23 protein-coding genes are annotated in these 24,320 nt (G+C 55.6%); 8 read left to right on the top strand and 15 right to left on the bottom strand.

What is annotated here, in order from left to right; translation table 11 throughout:
• On the bottom strand, positions 1-711 hold the full coding sequence (locus RRF55_RS05175) for a DUF3053 domain-containing protein (RefSeq protein WP_002921929.1): 711 nt from the start codon (positions 709-711) through the stop codon (positions 1-3).
• Positions 712-1,151: 440 nt separating this feature from the next.
• Between RRF55_RS05175 and RRF55_RS05180 the strand changes: the two genes are divergently transcribed.
• From RRF55_RS05180 to cspE, 3 genes are all read left to right on the top strand, one after another.
• Positions 1,152-2,507: an MFS transporter gene (locus RRF55_RS05180; RefSeq protein ID WP_032415797.1), complete on the top strand. Its 1,356-nt coding sequence runs from the start codon at positions 1,152-1,154 to the stop codon at positions 2,505-2,507.
• A 245-nt stretch (positions 2,508-2,752) separates the two neighbouring features.
• Entirely contained in the window at positions 2,753-3,043 is a 291-nt protein-coding gene (locus RRF55_RS05185; RefSeq protein WP_002921931.1) for an HTH-type transcriptional regulator, read from the top strand.
• Between the two features lie 252 nt (positions 3,044-3,295).
• Entirely contained in the window at positions 3,296-3,508 is a 213-nt protein-coding gene (gene cspE / locus RRF55_RS05190) for a transcription antiterminator/RNA stability regulator CspE (RefSeq protein ID WP_000014594.1), read from the top strand.
• A 98-nt stretch (positions 3,509-3,606) separates the two neighbouring features.
• Here the strand turns inward: cspE and RRF55_RS05195 are convergent, their stop codons facing one another.
• The 9 genes from RRF55_RS05195 to RRF55_RS05235 all read right to left on the bottom strand — a co-directional run bounded on the left by RRF55_RS05195 (position 3,607) and on the right by RRF55_RS05235 (position 12,608).
• Positions 3,607-5,226, bottom strand: coding sequence for an ABC-F family ATP-binding cassette domain-containing protein (locus tag RRF55_RS05195; protein WP_032415799.1), 1,620 nt, complete (start codon positions 5,224-5,226; stop codon positions 3,607-3,609).
• 301 nt (positions 5,227-5,527) lie between these two features.
• Positions 5,528-5,680, bottom strand: coding sequence for a type I toxin-antitoxin system toxin HokA (gene hokA / locus RRF55_RS05200; RefSeq protein ID WP_002922102.1), 153 nt, complete (start codon positions 5,678-5,680; stop codon positions 5,528-5,530).
• A 343-nt stretch (positions 5,681-6,023) separates the two neighbouring features.
• On the bottom strand, positions 6,024-6,509 hold the full coding sequence (locus RRF55_RS05205) for a GNAT family N-acetyltransferase (protein WP_021312536.1): 486 nt from the start codon (positions 6,507-6,509) through the stop codon (positions 6,024-6,026).
• Positions 6,497-6,763 carry a DUF1778 domain-containing protein gene (locus RRF55_RS05210; RefSeq protein ID WP_003026799.1) on the bottom strand — a complete coding sequence of 89 codons (267 nt, stop codon included), beginning with the start codon at positions 6,761-6,763 and terminating at the stop codon, positions 6,497-6,499. Before RRF55_RS05210 ends, RRF55_RS05205 begins: the two co-directional genes overlap by 13 nt.
• A gap of 132 nt (positions 6,764-6,895) precedes the next feature.
• Positions 6,896-7,324 (bottom strand): GFA family protein, encoded by a 429-nt coding sequence (locus RRF55_RS05215; protein ID WP_071786700.1) that lies wholly within the window; start codon positions 7,322-7,324, stop codon positions 6,896-6,898.
• Positions 7,325-7,524: 200 nt separating this feature from the next.
• Positions 7,525-8,894, bottom strand: a protein-coding gene (locus RRF55_RS05220; protein ID WP_087830479.1) for an IS3 family transposase whose coding sequence is annotated in 2 segments (ribosomal slippage) — positions 7,525-8,405 and positions 8,405-8,894 — 1,371 coding nt in all. Because the reading frame shifts where the segments join, the coding sequence is not laid out codon by codon here.
• Positions 8,895-9,190: 296 nt separating this feature from the next.
• Positions 9,191-11,260, bottom strand: coding sequence for a glycine--tRNA ligase subunit beta (gene glyS, locus RRF55_RS05225; RefSeq protein ID WP_439419100.1), 2,070 nt, complete (start codon positions 11,258-11,260; stop codon positions 9,191-9,193).
• A 9-nt stretch (positions 11,261-11,269) separates the two neighbouring features.
• Entirely contained in the window at positions 11,270-12,181 is a 912-nt protein-coding gene (gene glyQ / locus RRF55_RS05230; protein ID WP_002922128.1) for a glycine--tRNA ligase subunit alpha, read from the bottom strand.
• A gap of 127 nt (positions 12,182-12,308) precedes the next feature.
• The gene (locus RRF55_RS05235; RefSeq protein WP_002922129.1) at positions 12,309-12,608 is read right to left on the bottom strand and encodes a YsaB family lipoprotein; all 300 of its coding nucleotides are present in this window, start codon (positions 12,606-12,608) and stop codon (positions 12,309-12,311) included.
• 179 nt (positions 12,609-12,787) lie between these two features.
• Here RRF55_RS05235 and RRF55_RS05240 point away from each other — a divergent pair, with 179 nt between their 5' ends.
• Complete coding sequence (locus RRF55_RS05240; RefSeq protein WP_016946692.1) at positions 12,788-13,783, top strand: acyltransferase; 996 nt, start codon at positions 12,788-12,790, stop codon at positions 13,781-13,783.
• Between the two features lie 26 nt (positions 13,784-13,809).
• Here RRF55_RS05240 and yiaA read toward each other — a convergent pair whose 3' ends face one another.
• From yiaA to xylA, 4 genes are all read right to left on the bottom strand, one after another.
• Positions 13,810-14,256, bottom strand: a complete 447-nt coding sequence (yiaA, locus tag RRF55_RS05245) for an inner membrane protein YiaA (protein WP_004188180.1) — start codon at positions 14,254-14,256, stop codon at positions 13,810-13,812.
• Between the two features lie 31 nt (positions 14,257-14,287).
• A complete protein-coding gene (gene yiaB / locus RRF55_RS05250) occupies positions 14,288-14,659 on the bottom strand; it encodes an inner membrane protein YiaB (RefSeq protein WP_002922133.1) in 372 nt (123 codons plus the stop codon).
• Between the two features lie 168 nt (positions 14,660-14,827).
• A complete protein-coding gene (gene xylB / locus RRF55_RS05255; protein WP_004150156.1) occupies positions 14,828-16,282 on the bottom strand; it encodes a xylulokinase in 1,455 nt (484 codons plus the stop codon).
• Between the two features lie 92 nt (positions 16,283-16,374).
• Positions 16,375-17,697, bottom strand: a complete 1,323-nt coding sequence (gene xylA / locus RRF55_RS05260) for a xylose isomerase (protein ID WP_002922139.1) — start codon at positions 17,695-17,697, stop codon at positions 16,375-16,377.
• A gap of 494 nt (positions 17,698-18,191) precedes the next feature.
• On the opposite strand from xylA, the gene xylF reads away from it, so the two are divergent.
• From xylF to xylR, 4 genes are all read left to right on the top strand, one after another.
• On the top strand, positions 18,192-19,187 hold the full coding sequence (gene xylF, locus RRF55_RS05265) for a D-xylose ABC transporter substrate-binding protein (RefSeq protein WP_004152040.1): 996 nt from the start codon (positions 18,192-18,194) through the stop codon (positions 19,185-19,187).
• A gap of 64 nt (positions 19,188-19,251) precedes the next feature.
• A complete protein-coding gene (locus RRF55_RS05270; protein ID WP_130974863.1) occupies positions 19,252-20,793 on the top strand; it encodes a xylose ABC transporter ATP-binding protein in 1,542 nt (513 codons plus the stop codon).
• Entirely contained in the window at positions 20,771-21,952 is a 1,182-nt protein-coding gene (gene xylH, locus RRF55_RS05275; protein WP_002922349.1) for a xylose ABC transporter permease XylH, read from the top strand. Before RRF55_RS05270 ends, xylH begins: the two co-directional genes overlap by 23 nt.
• A gap of 232 nt (positions 21,953-22,184) precedes the next feature.
• A complete protein-coding gene (xylR, locus tag RRF55_RS05280) occupies positions 22,185-23,363 on the top strand; it encodes a D-xylose utilization transcriptional activator XylR (RefSeq protein ID WP_130974862.1) in 1,179 nt (392 codons plus the stop codon).
• 38 nt (positions 23,364-23,401) lie between these two features.
• Here the strand turns inward: xylR and RRF55_RS05285 are convergent, their stop codons facing one another.
• A complete protein-coding gene (locus tag RRF55_RS05285) occupies positions 23,402-24,220 on the bottom strand; it encodes a protein bax (RefSeq protein WP_004188166.1) in 819 nt (272 codons plus the stop codon).
• Positions 24,221-24,320: the final 100 nt, after the last annotated feature.

Raw genomic sequence — 24,320 nt, forward strand, 5'->3', positions numbered from 1 at the left:
TTAACGGGTGGCGTTCACCGCCGCCGTCCATGCCTGATTAAACGCCTGATGCTGCGCCGCCAGCGGCCCAATCAGCGCATTGTACTGGCTGGCCTGCTGGGAGGTTGGGAACTGAATGCCGTTGGCGACAAAGCTCACCTGCGTCCCTTGCTGAGCGACAAAATCCCCAACCTGAACCAGCTGCTGGGTAAAGATCTGCGCGGCCGGGATCAGCGGCTGCAGCGCGTCGGCTGGCGCCGTCACCACCTTGGCGTAAACCTGATCGAAGACCGGCTTGAGATCGTCAGCCTGCTTCAGCGCGCCATGCGCGGCATCGGCCTGCATTTTCGCATTCTGCAGCTGCTGGCTGAGCACGCCCAGCGCGCCGTTCGCCTGACGCAGCGGCTCACGCTGGGTCATATAATCCTGCGGGACGCGGATCGCATTGACGCTGTCCACCACCGGGCGCAGACCAGCGTCCATCGCCTGGCTCACCTGCTGCGAGTAACCGTAGATCACCGCGTAGTCAGAGACAAAAGGCCCAAACTGTTTTTTCTGATCGGCGGTCAGCGTCGGCAGACGTTCACCGCTACGCATCGCCGTATTCTGCAGGAAGTCGATAAACGCTTTGCGCTGATCGCCCTCTTTATCAAAACACCCACTCAGGCTAACCACCATCAATAAGGCCGCCATAGCCGCAAACCAGCGAGAGCAGGACTTTCCTGTCGCCATTTTTTTACTCCTTTCAGCCAAAAAAAGCGCACAACGGCACACACGTGCCAGACGCTGACAAGGATAGTCCAGCTCGGCCTCGCAGGATACCCTTTCCTGCTAATCTTACGCGGGAAAAACACCATTTTGCACGCCATCGTCGCGCTGTAGAACGTCTGTTATGCGCATCACAAATATGGTCTTAAGATCAGGTGGGCCAGAACTTCATAAGCCATTGATATTAATATAAATAAAAAGCTACAACCCGGCACTGCGCCTTAAAGCGGACGATAATCGCACGCTTTGGCACGCGTCTGGATTGCCTGCCTCGCACTTCAATGATTTGATGAATGAGCGATTAACGGCGACATGTTCGATTATCGCACAAATCAAACTCAACGACGCGAAGGCGACGATAATAATAAACCTCTGTCCCTCGCTCAGTCTGCCAGGAAAGCCGTATGACTAAGACAACCATCGACATTCAGGCCTTTATCAACGAGCACCCCTTCACCCGCTACCAGTGGATGATCCTTGCGCTCTGCTTTATCACCGTCGCGATGGACGGGTTCGATACCGCAATTATCGGGTTCATCGCCTCCGACCTGGTGCAAGAGTGGGGCGTGGAAAAATCGGCCCTCGGCCCGGTGATGAGCGCCGCGCTGGTGGGCCTGGCGGTCGGCGCCTTAACCGCAGGGCCGCTGGCTGACCGCATCGGCCGCAAAAAAGTGCTGATCATGTCGATCGTGGTGTTCGGCGGATTCAGCCTGCTCACCGCCTTCGCCACCAGCCTTAATCAGCTGACGCTGCTGCGCTTCCTGACCGGTCTGGGCCTTGGCGCGGCGATGCCGAATGCCGCGACGCTAATGAGTGAATATGCGCCGGAGCGCCGTCGGGCGCTGCTGGTGAACCTGATGTTTGTCGGCTTTCCGATGGGATCTTCGCTGGGCGGCTTTTTATCCGCCTGGATGATCCCGCACTATGGCTGGCAGAGCGTGCTGGTGCTGGGCGGCGTGATGCCCCTCCTGCTGGCGGTGGCATTAATATTCCTGCTGCCAGAGTCCGTCCGCTATCTGGTAGTGAAGCAGCACCCGGCGCAGCGCATTGCTGCTATTCTGCGCCATATCGCGCCGCTGCCGAAGACAGTGGAATTTGTACTACGCGAAGCAGGCCAGGTGAAAGAGAAATCCGCGATCGGCGTCATTTTCTCTCCTCGCTACGCGGTGGGTACCGTGATGCTGTGCCTGACCTACTTTATGGGTCTGCTGATTTTCTATCTGCTGACCAGCTGGCTGCCGCTGCTCATCCGTGAAACCGGCGCCTCGATGAGTCAGGCCTCAATTATCACCGCCCTGTTCCCGCTCGGCGGCGGGATTGGCGTGCTGATCCTCGGCGCCCTGATGGACAAGATCAACCCCAATAAAGTGGTGGCCGTCGGCTGGCTGCTGACCGGCGTTTTTGTCTGCCTGGTGGGGTTCTCCACCAGCAGCCTGGCGCTAATGGGAGTGATGGTCTTTATCGCCGGCAGCATTATGAACGGCGCCCAGTCGTCGATGCCGGCGCTGGCGGCTGGCTTCTATCCGACGCAGGGGCGCGCCACCGGCGTCGCCTGGATGCTGGGTATCGGCCGCTTCGGCGGCATCCTCGGCGCGTTCAGCGGCGCCTTCCTGATGCAGGCTCAGCTCTCCTTTGAGACCATTTTCACCCTGCTGGCCATCCCGGCGTTCCTGTCAGCCATTGCGCTGCTGATCAAGTACCGGGTCAGTAAATCCGTGCCGGCGACGACAGATAAGGCGAGAAGCCTGCAGAAAGCCTAACCCTATAAGCCGGCGCCCCGCGCCGGCTTTGCCGCTTTTTTCTTATCCGTTTACAAAAATTTTCGAAGCCACCTCATCGCGTTAATAATCATTCTTTTAGGCTACGCTGCCGTTTGGCTGTCGGGGCAGATTCGATAGCCTGTTGGCAAATAATCACCGACGTTACCATCCCTTGCGCCATTTTCTGACTATTCTTAATGAGCTATAGAAAAATCTTTTCCGCTGTGTGATAAAAGGAGTTCTCAATGGAATATAAAGATCCCGTGTTTGAACTGCTGAGCAGCCTGGAACACATCGTTTTTAAGGATGATAATCAGAAACTTACCTCAAACCGTAAGTCCACTGTGTTTAGTGAATTTGAACAGCTGCGTAAAGGCACTGGACTTAAGATTGACGACTTTGCCAACGTCATGGGCGTGAGCGTCGCCATGGTAAGAGAGTGGGAGTCGAGACGGGTCAGACCGTCTCCCACCGAGCTGAAATTGATGCGCCTGATTCAGGCCAATCCACAGCTTTCACGACAATTACTCGATTAATCTCGCGCGCAGCGGCAAAGGCCAGTAAGGGAGCTTTTGCCGCTGCACCGTAAAAAAAAGTTTGCTATCAGGTGCTGAACGTGCGTTAATGCTCGCAGGTTTGATGTACAGACCACAGAGCAGTCGAATAGAGCAGTCCTTCTAAGGTTATCCAAAGATACCCCCGTAGTGAACTTTCCCTTTATCGCTTTAAATCTGTAGTCCAGACCCCTACGCCGCAAGGCTCACTTATTTTTTTAAAGGTAATTCACTATGTCCGGTAAAATGACTGGTATCGTAAAATGGTTCAACGCTGACAAAGGCTTCGGCTTCATCACTCCTGACGATGGCTCTAAAGACGTGTTCGTACACTTCTCTGCTATCCAGAACGATGGCTACAAATCCCTGGACGAAGGTCAGAAAGTATCCTTCACCATCGAAAGCGGCGCTAAAGGCCCGGCAGCTGGCAACGTAACTTCTCTGTAAGTTCAAGCCGCTAAGAATCGAGAATCCCTGCCTGATGGCGGGGATTTTTTTTATCTGTCGCCAGTAGCCGCCAGCATAAGATGGCGGCTACCGGGCATTCAAAGCAGGGAAAAGTGCCAGCTCGTCTCCCGCCACGCCAGACTATGGGTCAGCTTCAGACCTTGTAAAAACGCCTCATCATGCGACACCACCAGCATCGCGCCGGGAAACGCCGCCAGCGCGCTTTCAATAGCCTGCGTCGATGCTAAATCGAGATGGTTGGTTGGCTCATCCAACAAAAGCAGCTGGGCAGGCTCGCGTCGCCAGAGCACGCACGCCAGCGCCGCTTTCAGGCGCTCGCCGCCGCTGAGCGCCGACAGCGGCAGAGTGACCTTATCCGCGCCCAGCTGGAGCTGCGCCAGGCGGGTGCGCAGGAGGCCCTCATCCAGTGGGGTATCTTCCAGGCTCAGGTGCGCCATTACCGACAGGGATAAATCCAGCTGCGTCAGATGTTGATCGAGGTAAGCGGCGCTCACCGAAAGCCGGACATCGCCTGACGCGGCCTGCTCCAGCCCCAACAGCGTTTTCAGCAAAGTGGTTTTGCCACAGCCGTTTGGCCCCTTTAGCGCGATGCGCATCGGGCCATCGATACGCCAGTTCAGCGGCGCAGCCGGCGCATGGTCGAGCTGTAATGACTCCACCACCAGTACCTGCTTGCCGGCGGCCACTTCGCTACCCGGCAGGGTAAACATCACTGGGGTCTCTTCCTCAACCCGCTCCCGCGCCTGCTGCACGGCGGCATTCAGACTGCTGTTCTGTTCACGATGCTGACGGCGCAGCGCTCCCGGGCGCTCTTTTGCCGCGCCTTTGTACTTCACACGTTCAAACGAGGCGATATTTAGCGTATCAACGGTCCGCAGCGTCTGAGCCGAGCGCCGCTGCGCGGCGTCATGCTCCTTTTGCATTCGCGCGCGGGTGCGCCGTCGCTCGGTCACAGCATGCTCCAGCGCCGCGCGCGCAGCCTGCTGCTCCGCCATACGCTGGCGCTGATATTCATCATAGTTGCCGCCGTAGCTGCGCAGCGCCGTCGGCGTCAGCTCAATAATCCTCGGCATCCGCGTCAGTAACTCGCGGTCGTGGCTGGCGATCAGAGCCCCACCCTGCCAGCTTTCCAGTTGGTGATAGAGCCACTCCCGCCCCTGGCGGTCCAGATGGTTGGTGGGCTCATCCAGCAGCAGATAATCGGCGCCGGAGACAAAGGCGCCGCACAGCAGAGCCTTCATCCGCTCGCCGCCGCTGAGTGAAAAAACGGGACGATCGGCAGAGAACGGCGGGAGATCGGCTTCACGGAAAGCTAAACTCAGGCGATCGGGGAGATCCCAGTGGCCATCCAATAGATCGAAATCGGCAGCCAGCACTTGACCCTGTTCAAGGCGAGACAAGGCATCAAATATCGGCGCATAGCCCAGCAGCGCCGCGAGGGTCATCTCTGGCGTGACGTTCGGCTGCTGCGCCACCCAGGCAATGGAAGCCGCGCGTTCAATATGACCGTCGGCGGGGGAATCCAGACCGGCCAGCAGACGCAGCAGACGCGTCTTGCCGACGCCGTTCCGGCCGACCAGGCCGCAAAGGGACGGTTCCAGCGAGACGCTGAGCGGACCAAACAGGGTCTGTCCCGTCGCAAACTGACAGGTGACCTGATGTAAAACAAAAGCGGGGATGTGGGCGCAATGAGCCATAAGCACTCCTGAATGAAATCAATACTCCCCTACCCGCAAGGTCTGCGAGGTAAGGCGTGAAATTCATCAGTCGTGTTTGTTCATTTGTGGGGCGCGCTCCGGTGAGACGAGGGATTCGTCGGGACATAGGATAGCCACACTCCGGTATGCGTTGCAAGCCTGTTTTATTCAACGATCTTGTAAAAATAAAAAGGCCTCCTGATATCAGGAGGCAAATGATTTATTTGGTGAACAATGAAAGGGTGCATTGAGAATGCCTGACACCGCAAGCATGGTGGGGATAGATCCCCACCAGATGCTCTTACTGTTTAATATCACAGGCTAAGAATGCCACCAGCTCAATATTTCCCTGCCTGCGCTGTAATTCACATAGCGAATCACGAACCATCCAGGTCAATAATAAAATAGTGAAGCAAATCACTACTAAGCCAAACAACAGATACTTTTGCGGCATTCCTCGCCTCCAGTGTTGATTTTCAACAAGTAAGAGGCTACTCTTATGGTGTTCATGCATAGGGGAGCCTCACTTTGTACTGACCCCAAAAAGTTGGACAGATTAACCGAGGCATCAGAGAAAGAGTCCATTTAATACATGGGCTCTTTTTTGTTCCCTATAATGCTAAATAATCAATTTCGCAGCTGTATTATCCATTCCACAGCATTCCTACTGCACGTGCATTCTTGTCTAGCCAATAACTCGTTCACCATCTTCTCACATGAAGTATGTCTATTGAACTAACCGCATGCGCACTATTTAATTATTGCTCATAAAGTTCCGAACAAAAGGTCCTTTCGCATTACTGAGGGAGTCTGAGGAACAGTGTCCGCGGCTGAGTTTGTGATGGTTTGAAACCATGGTGAATGTAGAAATTTTTGGCTTCTTCTGTGAGCGCATGAACCATGATTGCACGTACACCTATATTCTCGGCAACCCGATAGCAACGAAGTACTGCATCATGAAGTAAATCAGCGCCAAGCCCTTTTCCGCGCAATGAGACATCTACCGCCAGGCGAGCGAGTATAATCACCGGTATAGGATCTGGCATGTTACGCCGAAGACTGCCTGTCGCTTCCGTATGGTTAACGCTACCGGTGGCCAAAGAGTAAAAACCAGCTACTTGCTTCGTACCCTTCTTGCAAACAACGAACGTTCGGGCAGCGCCAAGAGCTTGATTTTTTAAACCTCTCTGTTTTAGCCATTCATCGAGGACTGTCTCTCCACTGACGAACTCAGCCAGCTGATGAGCGCTGGATAACGGCTCGGGCGCGGTTATACGTCCCACTGAGGTTTCCTTGCCAGTAGTTTATTAATGGCGGGCTCATCCTCGACTGGTGCATCGAGCATATCGATGAACTCTGCATACTGTTCGTCGTTAAAATTGAAAACACGGCGATCAAGGATCACATTCTCCGCAGCCTTGCAGGCCATCTCCAGGATAAAGTCGGTTCGCGATTTATGAAGGATCTCTGCAGCGGCATCGATGAGTGCTCTCTGAGACTCTTTAGCTCTTAGGTTGAGTTGAACATCTGATTTCATACACACCTCTCTTGTATAGCATTTGCTTTACAAGAATAGCACAACCACCACGTATAGCATATGCTATACATAAAATCATCGTTTTTTTATTTTTTTGAATACTGATGTCCGCTTTGTGCTGGGTGCGGACGCTCAGGAATTGAGTTTCAGGCACTTTAAAAGCGAGGCAAGCGACTCGACAGGTCCAGCGTGGCCACTAGGTGAGCGGGTTTCATCCCAGGGCATTGCATCATCAGTGCAGAAGTCTCCTGCACATTCCATGTCAAGACGTTCGTCAATTAAACCAACAGGAACCCAGACATAAGGTACGTCTCGCAGACTGTTAGGCACAGTTGAGCCACATACATTGCAAAAATCTGTACGGTACCCCGTTGGCTTAGACCATGAAGCAATGCAGTTTTCCCCTTTAATCCAGCGAAACTCACTGTCTTTGACTAGTGTGGCGAGATTGTAACCCACACCGCTCTGCTTTCTGCAAAGCGAGCAATGACAACGATAAAACACTGCTGGTTTATGAGTAAGTTCAAATTCAATTGTTCCACACAAACAAGATCCATTCATTTCAAAACCATTCCTGCAAGGCCTAAGAGATTTTATGAAACATTACCATCTTTTTAGTACTGAATAGGAGTGCTTTTTTTGGTAACTCAAAATCAGCTATCAGTCGGTGTGAATATCCGCTCATCGCTCATAGCAGACATTTGCGTGAGCGTGTCCAACGACGTTCAGGTTTCCTGATAGAATCCCTGTACAGAGCCTTGTTAATTTCTGCCTGGATAGCTCTTTAGGCGGTATTCAACCGGGCTGAGTCCCTTGAATTTAAGGCTAATTCGTCGGGTATTGTAGTATCGTATGTAATCCTCAATAACTATCTTAAGTTCATCAATATCCTTAAATTTACTGGTGTAAAAACATTCTGATTTTAAAGTCCCGAAAAAACATTCTGCACAGGCATTATCGAGGCAGTTGCCTTTGCGGGACATACTTTGGATGATGCCAAACTCCCGTAACTGATACTGGTACCATCGATGACGGTATTGCCAGCCCTGATCTGAATGAAGAACCGGATTGGTACCCGCATCAAGCCTGGCAAATGCCTTAATGAGCATGTCATCGATCATCGGCATGGTTGGATGTTCTGAAATACTGTAGGAGATCACTTCGTTATTGAAGAGATCAATAATGGGTGAAAGGTAGAGTTTGCGGCCACTGACGGCGAATTCAGTGACATCGGTGACCCATTTTTCGTTGGGCCGGCTGGCTTTGAAGTTTCGTTGCAGGATATTGTCAGCAGCGCGCCCATGTTCACCCCGCCATGAACTGTAGCGCTTCACTCTTATCGCAGCTTTGAGACGAAGCACATTCATCAGACGTTGAACCACTTTGTGGTTCAACGCTCCTCCCTCTCTTCTGAGCGCCAGTGCTATCCGCCGATAACCATAGCGGCCCAGGTTCTCATCATAGATCTCTTTGATTCTGCATTTCACTTCATCGTATTTTCCCGGAGAGCGGAGTGCTTTCAGATGATAGTAAAACGTACTCCTGAGTATCTGAGCTATCTGCAAAAGCTGGTCGAACGAATAGTGCTGCCTCAGTTCGTCGATAATTCTGACCTTATCCCTTACCGAACTAAGGCTTTCAACTTTTTTAAATAAAGTATCCGCAATTCCAGACGGCGGACTTTTTGTTCAAGCTCCTGAATACGTTTATCTTTCGAACGCTCCAGTTCTACCTCAAGCGCAACAGGATCATCAATCATATGAAGTGCCCTTTTCTTGCCCACACGGAGAGAACGAAGCCCTTCCTCTCCATGTTCGCTGAACACCTTCATCCACTTCCCAACCGAGGCCGAACCCGCGACGTTAAATTTCGCAGCAGCCTGCGTCTGGGAAATCTGTCCCGTCAGTACAGCCTTCACGGCTTCGACTCTGATATCGGGATCGATTGATACGCCCTTATCCCTGGGCTTCAGACCTTCTTCTCCATAAGCATCATAGGCTGCAACCCAAATTCTTACCTGGGTTCTGGGAACGTTAAAGCGAGCTGAAGTTAAGCGATAGCCTTCATCGGTAGCGAAATAGTGCATAACCACTTCGAGGCGCTGTTGAAAGGTGTACTTACGTCTGGACATGGAACTCTCCAATTTGAGAGTCCAACTAAATGGGCGCAGTGCACTTTGATTACTATCAGGTGGGGCTTTTCTCTGTCTGTCTCCCGCTGAATACCTGAGACACACAGTCTCAAGCACCCGCCGCCATTCTAGCGTAAATACCTCTCGGAATTATGTTTATATATTCCTAAAACATTTCTCATCGATGAATGCAAATAATGAAGATATCAATGGCAGAATTATTAACGGTTCACCTATTTATATTTCACGTATAAAAAAACCTGCCCTGAGGCAGGTCTTTATTATTACCGATACGCTTACTGCAGCAGAGAAATATCCGCCACTTGCAGGAACAGTTCACGCAGTTTGGACAGCAGCGTCAGACGGTTGATGCGAACATCTTTGTCTTCAGCGTTAACCATCACGTTCTCGAAGAACTCATCCACCGGCTCGCGCAGCGCGGCCAGCTCAATCAGCGCATCCTGATAACGGCCTGCGGCGAAATACGGCTGCAGCTTGTCGCGCAGCACCATCAGATTACCCGCCAGCTTAATTTCCGCCGCTTCTTTCAGCACCGAAGCGTGAACGATGTCGTTCAGCGTCTCATCGGATTTCGCGAGGATGTTGGAGACACGTTTGTTTGCCGCCGCCAGCGCGGAGGACTCTTCCAGAGTACGGAAGTGCGATACCGCCTTCATACGCGCATCGAAATCCGCCGGGCGGGTTGGACGACGCGCCAGTACCGCCTGGATCGTGTCGACGCCGTAGCCTTCGTCCTGATACCAGGCACGGAAGCGGCCCAGCATAAAGTCGATCACATCATCAACCACGTTGGCGTTGGTCAGCTTCTCACCGTACAGACGAACCGCTTCTTCGGTCAGCGTCTGCAGATCGAGATCCAGGTTCTTCTCAACGATGATACGCAGCACGCCCAGCGCGGCGCGACGCAGCGCAAACGGGTCTTTATCGCCTTTCGGATGCTGACCGATACCAAAGATACCCGCCAGGGTGTCCATCTTATCGGCAATCGCTACCGCGCAGGCCACCGGATTAGATGGCAGCGCGTCGCCAGCAAATCGCGGCTGATACTGCTCGTTCAGCGCCACGGCCACGTCTTCCGCTTCGCCGTCATGGCGCGCGTAGTGCATCCCCATCACGCCCTGGGTGTCGGTGAACTCGAAGACCATGTTGGTCATCAGGTCGCACTTGGACAGCAGGCCCGCGCGGGTTGCGTGGTTCACGTCAGCGCCAATCTGTTCGGCAATCCAGCCCGCCAGCGCCTGGATGCGATCGGTCTTGTCGCGCAGGGTGCCCAGCTGCTGCTGGAACAGCACGGTTTCCAGACGCGGCAGGTTATCTTCCAGACGTTTTTTACGGTCGGTATTGAAGAAGAACTCGGCATCGGCCAGACGCGGACGGACCACCTTCTCGTTACCGGAGATGATCTGCTGCGGATCTTTGGACTCGATGTTGGCCACGAAGATAAAGTTCGGCAGCAGTTTGCCGGCGTTGTCGTAGACCGGGAAGTACTTCTGGTCGCCCTTCATGGTGTAAACCAGCGCTTCAGACGGCACCGCGAGGAATTTTTCTTCGAACTTCGCCGTCAGCACCACCGGCCATTCCACCAGCGAGGTGACCTCTTCCAGCAGGCTTTCGCTCAGATCGGCTTGACCGCCAATCTTACGCGCCGCCTCTTGCGCATCAGCTTTGATTTTGGCTTTACGCTGTTCGTAATCGGCGATGACTTTACCGCGCTCCAGCAGGATCTGCGGGTACTGGTCGGCATGGTCGATGGTGAACTCCGGCTCGCCCATAAAGCGATGGCCGCGAATCACGCGATCGGACGGAATACCGAGGATAGTGGCCGGGATCACTTTGTCACCCAGCAGCAAAGTCACCGTGTGTACCGGACGCACGAAGTGGACGTCAGACGCGCCCCAGCGCATCAGTTTCGGGATCGGTAGCTTCGCCAGCGAGCTGGCAATCATGTTCGGCAGCAGCGCTTCGGTGCTTTCGCCCTTCACATGGGCGCGATACAGCAGCCACTCGCCTTTGTCCGTGGTCAGACGTTCGGCCTGATCGACGGTGATACCGCAGCCGCGCGCCCAGCCTTCGGCCGCTTTGCTTGGCTTGCCTTCGGCATCGAACGCCTGGGCAATAGCCGGGCCGCGTTTTTCCACTTCGCGATCGGCTTGCGCCGCCGCCAGGTTGGCCACCTTCAGCGCCAGACGACGCGGGGCGGCAAACCATTCCACTTTACCGTGCGCAAGGCCAGCGTTATCCAGCTCCGCGGTCACATTCGCAGCAAAAGATTCCGCCAGGCTGCGCAGCGCTTTTGGTGGCAGCTCTTCAGTGCCGATTTCCACCAGAAAAGTATTCTCAGACATGGCCGCCTCTTATTTATTCTTGTTGCACATCGGGAAGCCGAGCGCTTCACGGGAAGCGTAGTACGCTTCCGCCACTGCTTTAGTCAGGGTGCGAATGCGCAGGATATAGCGCTGACGCTCGGTGACGGAGATGGCTTTACGCGCATCCAGCAGGTTGAAGCTGTGAGCCGCTTTCAGAATACGCTCGTAGGCCGGCAGCGGCAGCGGGGTCTCCAGCGCCAGCAGCTGCTGGGCCTCTTTCTCATACTGTTCGAAGCAGGTGAACAGGAAGTCGACGTCGGCATATTCGAAGTTATAGGTGGACTGCTCCACTTCATTCTGGTGGAACACGTCGCCGTAGGTGGTTTTCCCCAGCGGGCCATCGCTCCAGACCAGGTCATAGACGCTGTCCACACCCTGGATGTACATCGCCAGACGCTCCAGACCGTAGGTGATCTCGCCGGTCACCGGCTTACACTCGAGGCCGCCGACCTGCTGGAAGTAGGTGAACTGCGTCACTTCCATGCCGTTGAGCCACACTTCCCAGCCCAGACCCCAGGCGCCCAGCGTCGGGTTTTCCCAGTTGTCTTCGACAAAGCGAATGTCGTGGATAGTCGGGTCCATACCCAGCTCTTTCAGCGACCCGAGGTACAGCTCCTGGATGTTGTCCGGAGAGGGTTTAATCACCACCTGGAACTGATAGTAGTGCTGTAAACGGTTCGGGTTTTCGCCATAGCGGCCATCGGTTGGACGACGGGAAGGCTGCACGTAGGCGGTCGCCATCGGCTCCGGTCCTAACGCGCGCAGGCAGGTCATCGGGTGAGAGGTGCCGGCGCCGACTTCCATGTCCAGTGGTTGAACAATGGTGCAGCCCTGACGAGCCCAGTAATCCTGTAAGGTCAGGATCAGGCCCTGGAAGGTCCTGGTATCAAACTTTTGCATATGATTTCGTGCTGGATACGTGTGGATTTAAAGGAAGGAGTCAGTATACCCGCTGGCTGCGAGATATACAGTACGAAACGGCGTTGTTTCAGGAAAACGGACGAAATTTACGCCAGGCGGGGTCGATTCAGCGCATCGAAAGATGCATAAACTGGCCGTCCGGGTCAAAGGAACAGATGAAACGCTCATTCTTGCCGGTACGGCCAGAAAGCTCATAGCTCGCCTGGAATTGTTCAAAGTGGTTCACGTCAACGAGCTGCGTTTGCGTGTTATAGCGGATAGCCGCCTGATCCTTGCAAAGCTGCGCCATATTGAGCGTGGTTTGCGGCGTAATACGAGCGCGCTGCGCTTTTTGCGTCGGCGGGGAGACGGTCTCGCTGCAGCCCGCGAGGAGCAGCACCAGCATGACGGAAACAACACCTTTCACCACGTTCTCCTCCACCGACTTGTTAGCAAGTTGTTATCCTAAAGATTCAGTATTACAGGTATTTTGCGAATATCATGAAACTGCGACAAGTCTGTGACCGAAAACTCAGACTAATCTATTGCGACACCGGGAAACCGGGCAGGTCATATCTTATTTCGCCAGCAGACATTGAGGGACTGATGCAAGAAAAGATACACTGGATCACCAACCTGCGCGGCATCGCCTGCATGATGGTGGTGATGATCCACAGCACCAGCTGGTATATCACTCACCCCCATGCGATTACCCTGCTGCAATGGGATATCGCCAATCTGCTCAATTCCGCCTCCCGCGTCAGCGTGCCGCTGTTTTTTATGATCTCGGGCTACCTCTTTTTTGGGGAACGCAGCGCCCAGCCGCGCCATTTCTGGCGGATTGGCCTGTGCATTGCGTTCTATAGCGCGCTATCTCTGCTGTATATCACGCTGTTTACCCATATCAACGTCGAGCTGTCGTTAAAGAATTTGCTGCAGAAGCCCGTCTTCTACCACCTGTGGTTTTTCTTTGCTATCGCCGTCATCTACCTGCTCTCGCCGCTGCTTCAGGTTAAGTCCACCAGTAGCACAATGCTGCTGGCGCTGATGGCGATCCTCGGCATTCTGGCCAACCCCAATATGGTCAGCGTTAAAGCCGCCGGGATTGAGTGGCTGCCAGTCAACCTTTATATCAACGGCGACACCTTCTACTACGTGCTCTACGGCGTGCTGGGCAGAGCCATTGGCACCCTGGACACCGATAAAAAATGGCTAACACCGCTCTGCGCCGCGCTGTTCATCGCCGCCGTGTGGGTCATTTCCCGCGGCACGCTGCATGAGCTGCGCTGGCGCGGAGACTTCGGCGACACCTGGTATCTCTACTGCGGACCGGCGGTGTTTGTTTGCGCGGTCACCCTGCTGACGCTGGCCAAAAACTGGCTTAACGCGCGTCCCCTGCCCGGTATCGCCTGCATTGCGCGACATTCGCTGGGGATCTACGGCTTTCATGCCCTGATAGTGCATGCGCTGCGCGCCAGCCATCTGGAGCTATCCCGCTGGCCGCTGCTGGATATTGTGTGGATATTTAGCGCCGCCCTGCTCGGCAGCCTGCTGCTGTCAGGCCTGGTGCAGCGGATTGATAGCCGCCGGCTGGTCAGCTAACGGTCCGCCGCCCGGGGGGGCCCGACTTACGTCTCAGGCCCCTCTTCCGTCACGCTGAGAGGTTCCCGTAAGCGCGTCGGGTCCCAGACATCACGCACGTTTTTCTGTACCGCAACAGCGCCAAACAGGCTCAAAAAATACGCCAGCCCATAGAACCCTTTCTCGCTGAGCAGCAGAGTGGCATTCCACAGTCCGATAACCAGCAGACCTACAGCGATAACGAAGACCACCAGACAGGTGGTGTAGTACAGCGCGGTGGTCGGAATGGCTTCATACTTATCGCGCACCGTCTTTTGATAAGATGCCGCGGCAAACAGCCCCAGTACCAGGACGGCAAAATAATAGCCTTTCTCATTCAACTGCATATCGGCATTCCACAGCCCCACCAGATAGGTGACGATGCCGCCGATCAGGGCAATCCAGGAGATCAAATGAAACGCAGGAGAATACGTCGCGTGCTTGTTTTCCATCACTTTTTACCTTTTACGCGCCTCGGGGCGGCGCTTATTCCGTTTTTTGCATCGCGCGGGCGATGCGGGTCCGTTCGGGGGTTGCCGATGCGCCATATAAGCAGACAAACCATGCCGCGATATAGACGGCTTTTTCATGCCAGTCTGCCGGTACATACCAGGCGCCGACCAGCAGCAGGCCGACCGATAGCAGCAGCACCAGCCGGCATAAGGCAATAAAACCGTCGTCCTGTTCCTGCCACTGACTGGCGCGCTGATGGGCGAGAACAGCAAACATCCCCATCACCAGCACGCCGAGAAAATACCCTTTGCCGCTGAACAGCGGGCAGGTCCGCCAGATACCGAGCAGATAAACCAGCGATCCTGTCGCCATCATCCCCCTGGCAATATTGCGTTTTGTGATCATCTCACCTCCCTGGTCGACAGGGGCTGATTATGACCGACTCCCTCGTCGATGCCTCAGATTACGTACGACAAAGCGGAGATTTCGGAATAAATAAATACGCATTTATGGATGGATGTAGCCGGGACATTCAGGAAGGGAATCCGCCCGGCGCTGCCGGACGGACTGAGGCTAAGACATCAGCGGTTTCAGTTGCTGATAAATCTGGCGGAAGGTTTCCCGCTGCGGCGCATAGTGGGCCACACGGCGATCGTCCGGGCGATGGGCTTGTTCAAGCGGCAGCGGCTTCAGCAGCCCGGGGCGGTCTGCCTCGTCGTGAACCGCCAGCTGCGCCAGCCTGGCCGCCCCCAGCGCCGGGCCGACATCGCCCCCGGTACGGTAATCGAGCTGCAGGCCGCTGATATCCGCCAGCATTTGCCGCCAGTAAGCGCTGCGCGCCCCGCCGCCGATAAGCGTGATGCTCTGCGGCTTGATGCCGCAGGCGTGCACCACGTCCATACCATCCGCCAGCGCATAGCCCACCCCCTCCAGCACCGCCCGCGCCAGCTCTGCCGGCCCATGCTGATGCGTCAGGCCAAAAAAGACGCCCTTAGCCTGCGGGTTGTTGTGCGGCGTGCGTTCGCCAGACAGATAGGGCAGGAACCACACCGGACCGGCGCTTTCATCCGCCGTCTGCGCCGCCGCGATCAGCGCCGGCACGCTGGCGAGACCGGTTAATTTTGCCGCCCAGTCCAGACAGGAGGCCGCGCTGAGCATCACCGACATCAAATGCCAGCGGCCCGGCAGGGCATGGCAGAAGCTGTGCACCGCGCTTTCGGGTTTGCTAAGGAACCCTTCACTGACGGCGAAGTAGACGCCTGACGTACCCAGCGACAGCATCGCCTGACCGGCATCGGCCATGCCGACCCCGACCGCGCCCGCGGCGTTGTCGCCCCCGCCGCCCACCACCAGCGCCGGCGGCATATTCCACGCCTGCGCCACCTCAGGTCGCAGTTGCCCGGTGACGTCGCTGCCTTCGAACAGCGCCGGCATCGCATCCCGACTGAGATCGCAGGCGGCGAGCATCTCGTCGCTCCAGTCGCGCCGGGCGACGTCCAGCCACATCGTGCCGGCGGCGTCAGACATATCGCTGGCGAGCTCGCCGGTCATGCGCAGGCGCAGATAATCCTTGGGCAGCAGCACTTTATCGACCTGGCTGAACACTGCCGCCTCGTGGCGCTGTACCCATAAGAGCTTCGGCGCCGTAAAGCCCGGCATCATCAGGTTGCCGGTGATCTGCCGGGAAGCGCTGACTTTGTCTTCCAGCAGCTGGCACTCTTCGGCGCAGCGGCCGTCATTCCATAAAATGGCCGGACGCAACACCTGTAACGATTTATCCAGTAGGGTGGCGCCGTGCATCTGCCCGGCAATGCCCAGCGCCTTCACGTCGCGCAGGCTATGCTGCGCGCCCAGGGCTTTCATCGCCGTGTCCGTCGCCAGCCACCACTGTTCGGGATCTTGCTCCGACCACAGCGGATGCGGACGCGAGACGGTGAGTTTTTCGGTATGCGATGCCACTACCTCACCCTGCTCATTGAGCAGGATGGCTTTGACGCCCGACGTCCCCAGATCGATGCCGATATACATACTCCCTCTCCTTAAACGCGCGCCACGGCTGAGCGTGGCGCGAACAGAGCATCCTGGTTGCGGCGCCGGTCACCCCGGGCGCCGCCGCATGATTACTTGTCAAACAGATAATGGTTGACCAGGTTTTCCAGTTGTTCCTGCTGGCCGCTGCGATGCTGCGGCGCCAGCTGATGCTGAGCGGCATACTGGGCAATATCGCTCAGGGTCATCTGCCCGTTAAGGATCTGCTGCCCCAGCTCACCGTTCCAGCCGGCGTAGCGTCTGGCCACGCGCTTATCCAGTTCGCCGTCCTCGATCATCCGCGCCGCGACCTTCAGCGACAGCGCCATGGTATCCATCGCGCCAATATGACCATAGAACAGATCGTATTTGTCGGTGCTCTGCCGGCGCACTTTCGCATCAAAGTTGAGCCCGCCGGTGGTGAAGCCGCCCGCTTTGAGGATTTCATACATCACCAGCGCGTTCTCTTCGACGCTGTTCGGGAACTGGTCGGTATCCCAGCCCAGCTGCGGATCGCCGCGGTTGGCGTCAACGGAGCCGAACAGCCCCAGCGCAATGGCCGTCGCAATTTCATGATGGAACGAATGGCCGGCGAGCGTGGCATGGTTAGCTTCAATATTCAGTTTAATCTCTTTTTCCAGACCAAACTGTTTGAGGAAGCCGTAAACGGTAGAGGCATCATAGTCATACTGATGCTTGGTCGGCTCCTGCGGTTTGGGCTCAATCAGCAGCGTGCCTTTAAAGCCGATTTTATGCTTATGCTCCACCACCAGCTGCATAAAGCGGCCAATCTGCTCACGCTCCTGGCGCAGGTCGGTATTCAGCAGGGTTTCATAGCCCTCGCGACCGCCCCACAGCACATAGTTTTCACCGCCCAGTTGATGGGTGGCATTCATGGCGGTGACCACCTGGGTGGCCGCCCAGCTAAATACTTCCGGATCCGGGTTGGTGGCCGCGCCGGCGCCGTAGCGCGGGTTGGTAAAGCAGTTTGCGGTCCCCCACAGAAGCTTCACGCCGCTCTGCTGCTGTTTCTCAGCCAGCACCTCGACCATCCGGGCGAAGTTATTGCTGTACTCCTTGAGCGAAGCGCCTTCCGGCGAGACGTCAACGTCGTGGAAGCAGTAGTAAGGCACGTTGAGTTTATGGAAGAATTCGAACGCCACATCGGCTTTGCGTTTGGCCATCTCCAGGGCGTCGCCAGGCTGCTGCCAGGGACGATCAAAGGAGCCCACGCCAAACATATCGGCGCCATTCCAGCAGAAGGTGTGCCAGTAACAGGCCGCAAAACGCAGATGATCTTCCATCCGTTTGCCCAGCACCAGTTCATCCGGGTTGTAATGACGGAAAGCCAGCGGGTTAGTGGATTTCGGGCCTTCGTAACGAACGCGATCGAGTTGATCGAAATAGGTCTGCATAGAGAACTCCATATTCAGAGATGCGGCGAATAACCAATCAGATACCCTAAATAATTCGAGTTGCAGGAAGGCGGCAGGAGCGCGAGTCCCCGGTAACCGGGGGCGGAGCAACGAATGTCACCAACCCACCTACAACTTGAAGTATGACGGGTTTAAGCCAATATAGAATTTCGCTTTCATTTTCCTCAATTACGTTATTTCACACCGCCATTGAGAGAATCCACAAACGTGCGCCAGCTCGCAAAAATAATATCCAGTCGCCGTTGCGCCGCTTTGTCAGAGACAGTCCAGTGCAATAATAAGAGCGTGCATGAATAAAATACGATCGCCGTCATAATTTGCACATTAAACGAAATTTCATAACGGCAAAATAAGAACCGGTAATTGCCAGCCCTGCTTTCCGCGTTAAGAATCTGTAACGTATCCGCAACCTCATGTATCAAACATTATTTTCCGTTCGTCTTACCTACCCTTACAAAAAAGGTATCGTTATTATGAAGATAAAGAACCTTTGCCTTACGCTTTGCGCCAGCTCCCTCCTGCTCGCCAGCATGGCGGGGATGGCGAAAGAAGTGAAGATTGGCATGGCCATCGACGATCTGCGTCTGGAGCGCTGGCAGAAAGACCGTGATATTTTCGTCAATAAAGCGGAATCCTTAGGCGCCAAAGTTTTTGTCCAGTCCGCTAATGGCAATGAAGAAACGCAGATGTCGCAAATTGAAAACATGATCAACCGCGGCGTCGATGTGTTAGTCATTATTCCTTATAACGGCCAGGTACTCAGTAACGTTATTAAAGAAGCCAAGCAGGAAGGTATTAAAGTCCTGGCCTATGACCGTATGATTAATAATGCCGACATTGATTTCTATATATCTTTCGATAATGAAAAAGTTGGTGAAATGCAGGCGCAAAGTCTGGTCGACAAAGTGCCGCAGGGTAATTATTTCCTGATGGGCGGTTCGCCGGTGGATAATAACGCTAAACTGTTCCGCGCCGGACAGATGAAGGTTCTCAAGCCGTATGTCGATGATGGCAAAATTAAGATTGTCGGCGATCAGTGGGTTGACGGCTGGCTGCCGGAGAACGCGCTGAAAATAATGGAAAACGCGCTAACGGCGAATAATAACAAGATCGATGCCGTGGTCGCCTCCAATGACGCCACCGCCGGCGGCGCCATCCAGGCCTTAACCGCCCAGGGGCTGGCCGGCAAAGTGGCGATCTCCGGTCAGGATGCTGACCTGGCGGGCGTGAAGCGCATTATTTCCGGTACCCAGACGATGACCGTCTATAAACCGATAACCACCCTGGCCACCAACGCCGCTGAAATCGCCGTTGAGCTGGGTAACGATAAGCAGCCGAAGGCCGATACCACGCTGAATAACGGCTTAAAAGACGTCCCTTCGCGCCTGTTAACGCCAATTGAGGTGAATAAAGAGAATATCGACGCCACGGTGATTAAAGACGGTTTCCATAAAAAGAGTGAACTGTAATGGCTGACGCCCCGCTGCGGGGCGTCATTTTCATCCCGCCGGATATCACTGTTGCGGAGTCTTTATGACCTGGCTACTCGAAATGAAGAACATCACCAAAACCTTCGGCGCTGTTAAAGCCGTGGATAACGTCAGCCTGCGCCTGAACGCAGGCGAGGTGGTCTCGTTATGCGGTGAAAATGGGTCGGGGAAATCGACGCTGATGAAGGTGCTGTGCGGTATCTATCCGCACGGAAGCTATGAGGGCGAGATTATTTTTGCCGGCGAAACGCTGCAGGCAAACCATATTCGCGATACCGAACGCAAAGGCATCGCCATTATTCATCAGGAGCTGGCGCTGGTGAAACATCTCACCGTGCTGGAGAATATTTTCCTCGGCGCCGAGATATCCCGCCATGGTCTGCTGGATTATGAAACCATGACGCTGCGCTGTCAGAAGCTGTTGGCGCAGGTCAATCTGCCCATTTCCCCCGATACCCGCATCGGCGACCTCGGCCTTGGTCAGCAGCAGTTGGTGGAGATCGCCAAGGCGCTGAATAAACAGGTTCGCCTGCTGATCCTCGACGAACCGACCGCCTCCTTAACCGAACAAGAAACCGCGACGCTGCTGGCGATCGTTCGCGATCTGCAAAACCACGATATCGCCTGCATCTATATCTCGCATAAGCTCAATGAGGTCAAAGCGATCTCCGATACGATCTGCGTGATCCGCGACGGCCAGCACATCGGCACCCGCGATGCCAGCGGCATGAGCGAAGACGATATCATCACCATGATGGTCGGCCGCGAGCTCACCGCGCTCTATCCCAGCGAGCCGCACGCCCACGGCGAGGAGATCCTGCGGGTTGAACATTTAACCGCCTGGCACCCGGTAAACCGCCATATTAAACGGGTCAATGACGTCTCATTTTCCCTGCGTCGCGGAGAAATCCTCGGTATCGCCGGGCTGGTCGGCGCCGGACGTACCGAGGCGGTACAGTGCCTGTTCGGCGTCTGGCCGGGGCGCTGGCAAGGGGAGATCTTTATTGATGGCCAGCCGGTGAGCATCTCTAACTGCCAGCAGGCCATTGCCCACGGCATCGCCATGGTGCCGGAAGACCGCAAAAAAGACGGCATCGTGCCGGTGATGGCGGTGGGCAAAAACATTACCCTCGCGGCGCTCAACCAGTTCACCGGCGCAATGAGTAGCCTGGACGACGCCGCCGAGCAGCACTGCATTCAGCAGTCCATTCAGCGTTTGAAAATTAAAACCTCCTCGCCGGAGCTGGCGATTGGCCGTCTGAGCGGCGGCAACCAGCAAAAGGCGATTCTGGCGCGCTGTCTGCTGCTCAATCCGCGCATTCTGATCCTCGACGAACCCACCCGTGGCATCGATATCGGGGCGAAGTATGAAATTTATAAACTGATTAACCAGCTGGTGCAGCAGGGCATCGCGGTCATTGTCATTTCATCCGAACTGCCCGAGGTGCTCGGTCTCAGCGATCGGGTGCTGGTCATGCACGAAGGCAGACTAAAAGCCAATTTGGTTAATCAACATCTGACCCAGGAACAGGTGATGGAAGCCGCGCTGAGGAGCGAACGCCATGTCGAAGAACACGTCGTCTGAAATCAAACTCACCCCAACCGCCCCCGCGGCCCTGCCGGCGCTGAAGGGGCTGAATCTCCAGGTCTTCGTGATGATCGCCGCCATCGTCGTCATTATGCTGTTTTTCACCTGGGTTACCGATGGCGCCTACCTGAGCGCACGCAATATCTCCAACCTGCTGCGGCAGACGGCCATCACCGGCATCCTCGCCGTCGGCATGGTGTTTGTGATTATTTCGGCAGAAATCGACCTCTCCGTTGGCTCGATGATGGGGCTGCTGGGCGGCGCTGCGGCGATCTTTGACGTCTGGCTCGGCTGGCCGCTGCCGCTCACCATTCTGGTGACGCTGGTGATGGGCCTGCTGCTCGGGGCGTGGAACGGATGGTGGGTAGCCTATCGCAAAGTGCCCTCGTTTATCGTCACCCTTGCCGGGATGCTGGCGTTTCGCGGCATTCTGATCGGCATCACCAACGGGACCACCGTCTCGCCCACCAGTCCGGCGATGTCGCAGATCGGCCAAAGCTACCTGCCAGACGGCATCGGCTTCGGCATCGGCGTTGTCGGCATGGCGGTGTTTATCGTCTGGCAGTGGCGCGGGCGGATGCGCCGGCAGGCGTTAGGTCTGGCGACCTCGTCCTCCACCGCCGCCGTCGGCCGCCAGGCCATTACCGCGGTGATTGTGCTGGGCGCAATCTGGCTGCTCAATGACTATCGCGGCGTACCAACCCCGGTGCTGATCCTCGCCGCCCTGCTGCTGGCGGGCCTGTTTATGGCCACCCGCACCGCCTTTGGTCGCCGCATCTACGCCATCGGCGGCAACCTGGAGGCGGCCCGTCTGTCCGGGATTAACGTCGAGCGTACCAAGCTGGCGGTGTTTGCCATTAACGGCCTGATGGTCGCCATTGCCGGGCTAATCCTCAGCTCACGGCTCGGCGCGGGGTCGCCTTCGGCGGGCAATATCGCCGAACTGGACGCCATCGCCGCCTGCGTCATCGGCGGCACCAGCCTGGCGGGCGGCATCGGCAGCGTCGCCGGGGCGGTAATGGGGGCGTTTATTATGTCGGCCCTGGATAACGGCATGAGCATGATGGACGTCGCCACCTTCTGGCAATATATCGTTAAAGGCGCCATTTTGCTGCTGGCGGTGTGGATGGACTCTGCCACCAAGCGGCGCGCATAAGGAGAGACTCTCTGAAGAATGTCTGAATTCTTTGCGCTACCGCCAAACTTCGCCATAAGGCGCTTGAAATATCTCGGGCATTAGCCGGTAGTGTATACCCAACATCATTCGGGTTGCAGACGGCGCCCCCGGCCGCGTACCGGCGTACGTGGCCGGGATGAGTGGTAAGTCAGGCCATCGGCAACATCTTGAATGAAGGGGTATGACCGGGGTTAGAGCAGGAACATTATCTATGTTTGAAAAGCGTCACCGTATTACGCTGTTATTTAACGCCAACAAAGCTTATGACCGCCAGGTAGTTGAAGGTGTCGGCGAGTATCTGCAGGCCTCCCAGTTGGAATGGGATATCTTTATTGAAGAGGACTTTCGGGCACGCATCGAAAACATCAAAGAGTGGTTGGGCGATGGCGTTATCGCCGACTATGACGATCCCGAAATCGAAAAGCTGCTGGCCGATGTCCACGTGCCCATCGTCGGCGTCGGCGGATCTTATCATCAGCCAGAGCAGTACCCGCCGGTCCACTATATCGCCACCGACAACGCCGCGCTGGTGGAAAGCGCTTTTCTCCATTTGAAGGAAAAAGGGGTGCACCGCTTCGCGTTTTACGGACTCCCCGCCTCCAGCGGTAAACGCTGGGCGGTAGAGCGCGAGTATGCCTTCTGCCAGCTGGTCGCGAAGGAGAAGTATCGCGGCGTGGTCTACCAGGGGCTGGAGACAGCGCCGGAGAACTGGCAGCACGCGCAAAACCGGCTCGCCGACTGGCTGCAAACCCTGCCGCCGCAAACCGGCATCATCGCCATCACCGACGCCCGCGCCCGCCACGTCCTGCAGGCCTGCGAGCTGCTGCATATCCCGGTGCCAGAGAAACTGTGCGTTATCGGCATCGATAACGAGGAGCTAACCCGCTATCTCTCTCGCGTCGCCCTCTCCTCTGTCGCCCAGGGCACCCGCCAGATGGGTTATCAGGCGGCAAAATTACTCCACCGGCTGTTGAATAACGAGGCCCTCCCGCTGCAACGCCAGCTGATCCCGCCGATGCGCGTCGTTGAGCGACGCTCCACCGACTACCGGTCGTTAAACGATCCCTCCGTGATACAGGCGATGCATTACATTCGCAACAATGCCTGCAAAGGCATCAAGGTGGAACAGGTGCTCGACGCCGTGGGCATCTCTCGTTCTAATCTGGAAAAACGCTTCAAAGAGGAGGTCGGGGAGACCATCCACACGGTGATCCACAGCGAAAAACTGGAAAAGGCGCGCAGCCTGCTGGTGTCCACTAGTCTGTCGATCAATGAGATTTCGCAGATGTGCGGCTATCCGTCGCTGCAATATTTCTATTCGGTGTTTAAGAAGGAGTACGACGTGACGCCGAAGGAGTACCGCGATCGGCACAGCGAGGTGATGCTGTAGGGTAAAAAAATGCCCGGCGACAAGGCCGGGCATCCTGATTACAGATGGGCGGCGATGAGCCGCTGATTGTCCTGATACATCGCGAAGAGATAGTTGTTGTAGCTCGACCCTTTGGTCGAATACCCCTTCAGCTTATGGATCATGGTGCTGGCAGTTACTTCCTGATCCGCCTTGCGCAGCTGCAGGCGCGACTTGCGGAAAGAAGAATAGGCCGGGTGGGTGTTCAGGTTTGTTACGTAAGCCTGCACCGACTGCTCTACCGACTCAAACTGCGAGTAACCTTTCATCGCGCCGCGGCAGCGACCGGCGCCGCACTTCATGCCGAACAGGTTGTTATTCTCGCGCGCCAGCCTGGAGGTACCCCAGCCACTTTCCGCCGCCGCCATGGTCGCCACCATGCTGTTCGGAATAATGTCGACACGCTCAAGCAGCGCGTTCCAGGGCACATGACGCGTATTGCCTGACCACTTCACCTTATAACGGGAAGCGATATCCTTCAGGCGCGCCTTCTCAGTCGGTGACCAGCGAGCATCGTACTGCTTGGAAATAAGCCAGTTACGATCCGCAGTAATCGCCTGATTCTGCTTGGTAATATAAGGCATGACCGTCCGGAGAAACGCTTTTTTCCTTGGTGTTCCGGAAGGGTATTTTCGCAAGTCAGGAAGTGAACTGCTCTTTACACTATTGCGAGAATACTCTTGTTTACTGCTTACCTTAGTACTACTTATCTTCTTTACCGTTGGGGCTTTATGACTCTTTGTCGCTGTGTGCGTTGTCGCCAACACACTACCTGAAAAGATGCAGGTTAGTAACATAAGTATGGCGGCCCCATATCGTCGTATGGGATTCGATATCATCAGGTCTCCTGGTCGGATATATGCATTCCAACACCTTGTTTTTCACAAAAAAACGATAGCTGAATCGCTAATAGTATCAAAAATACGCACTGAGGGCATC

Origin of the sequence: Klebsiella sp. K47 (assembly GCF_051858335.1) — a bacterium.
Classification (GTDB): Bacteria; Pseudomonadota; Gammaproteobacteria; order Enterobacterales; family Enterobacteriaceae; genus Klebsiella; species Klebsiella pneumoniae.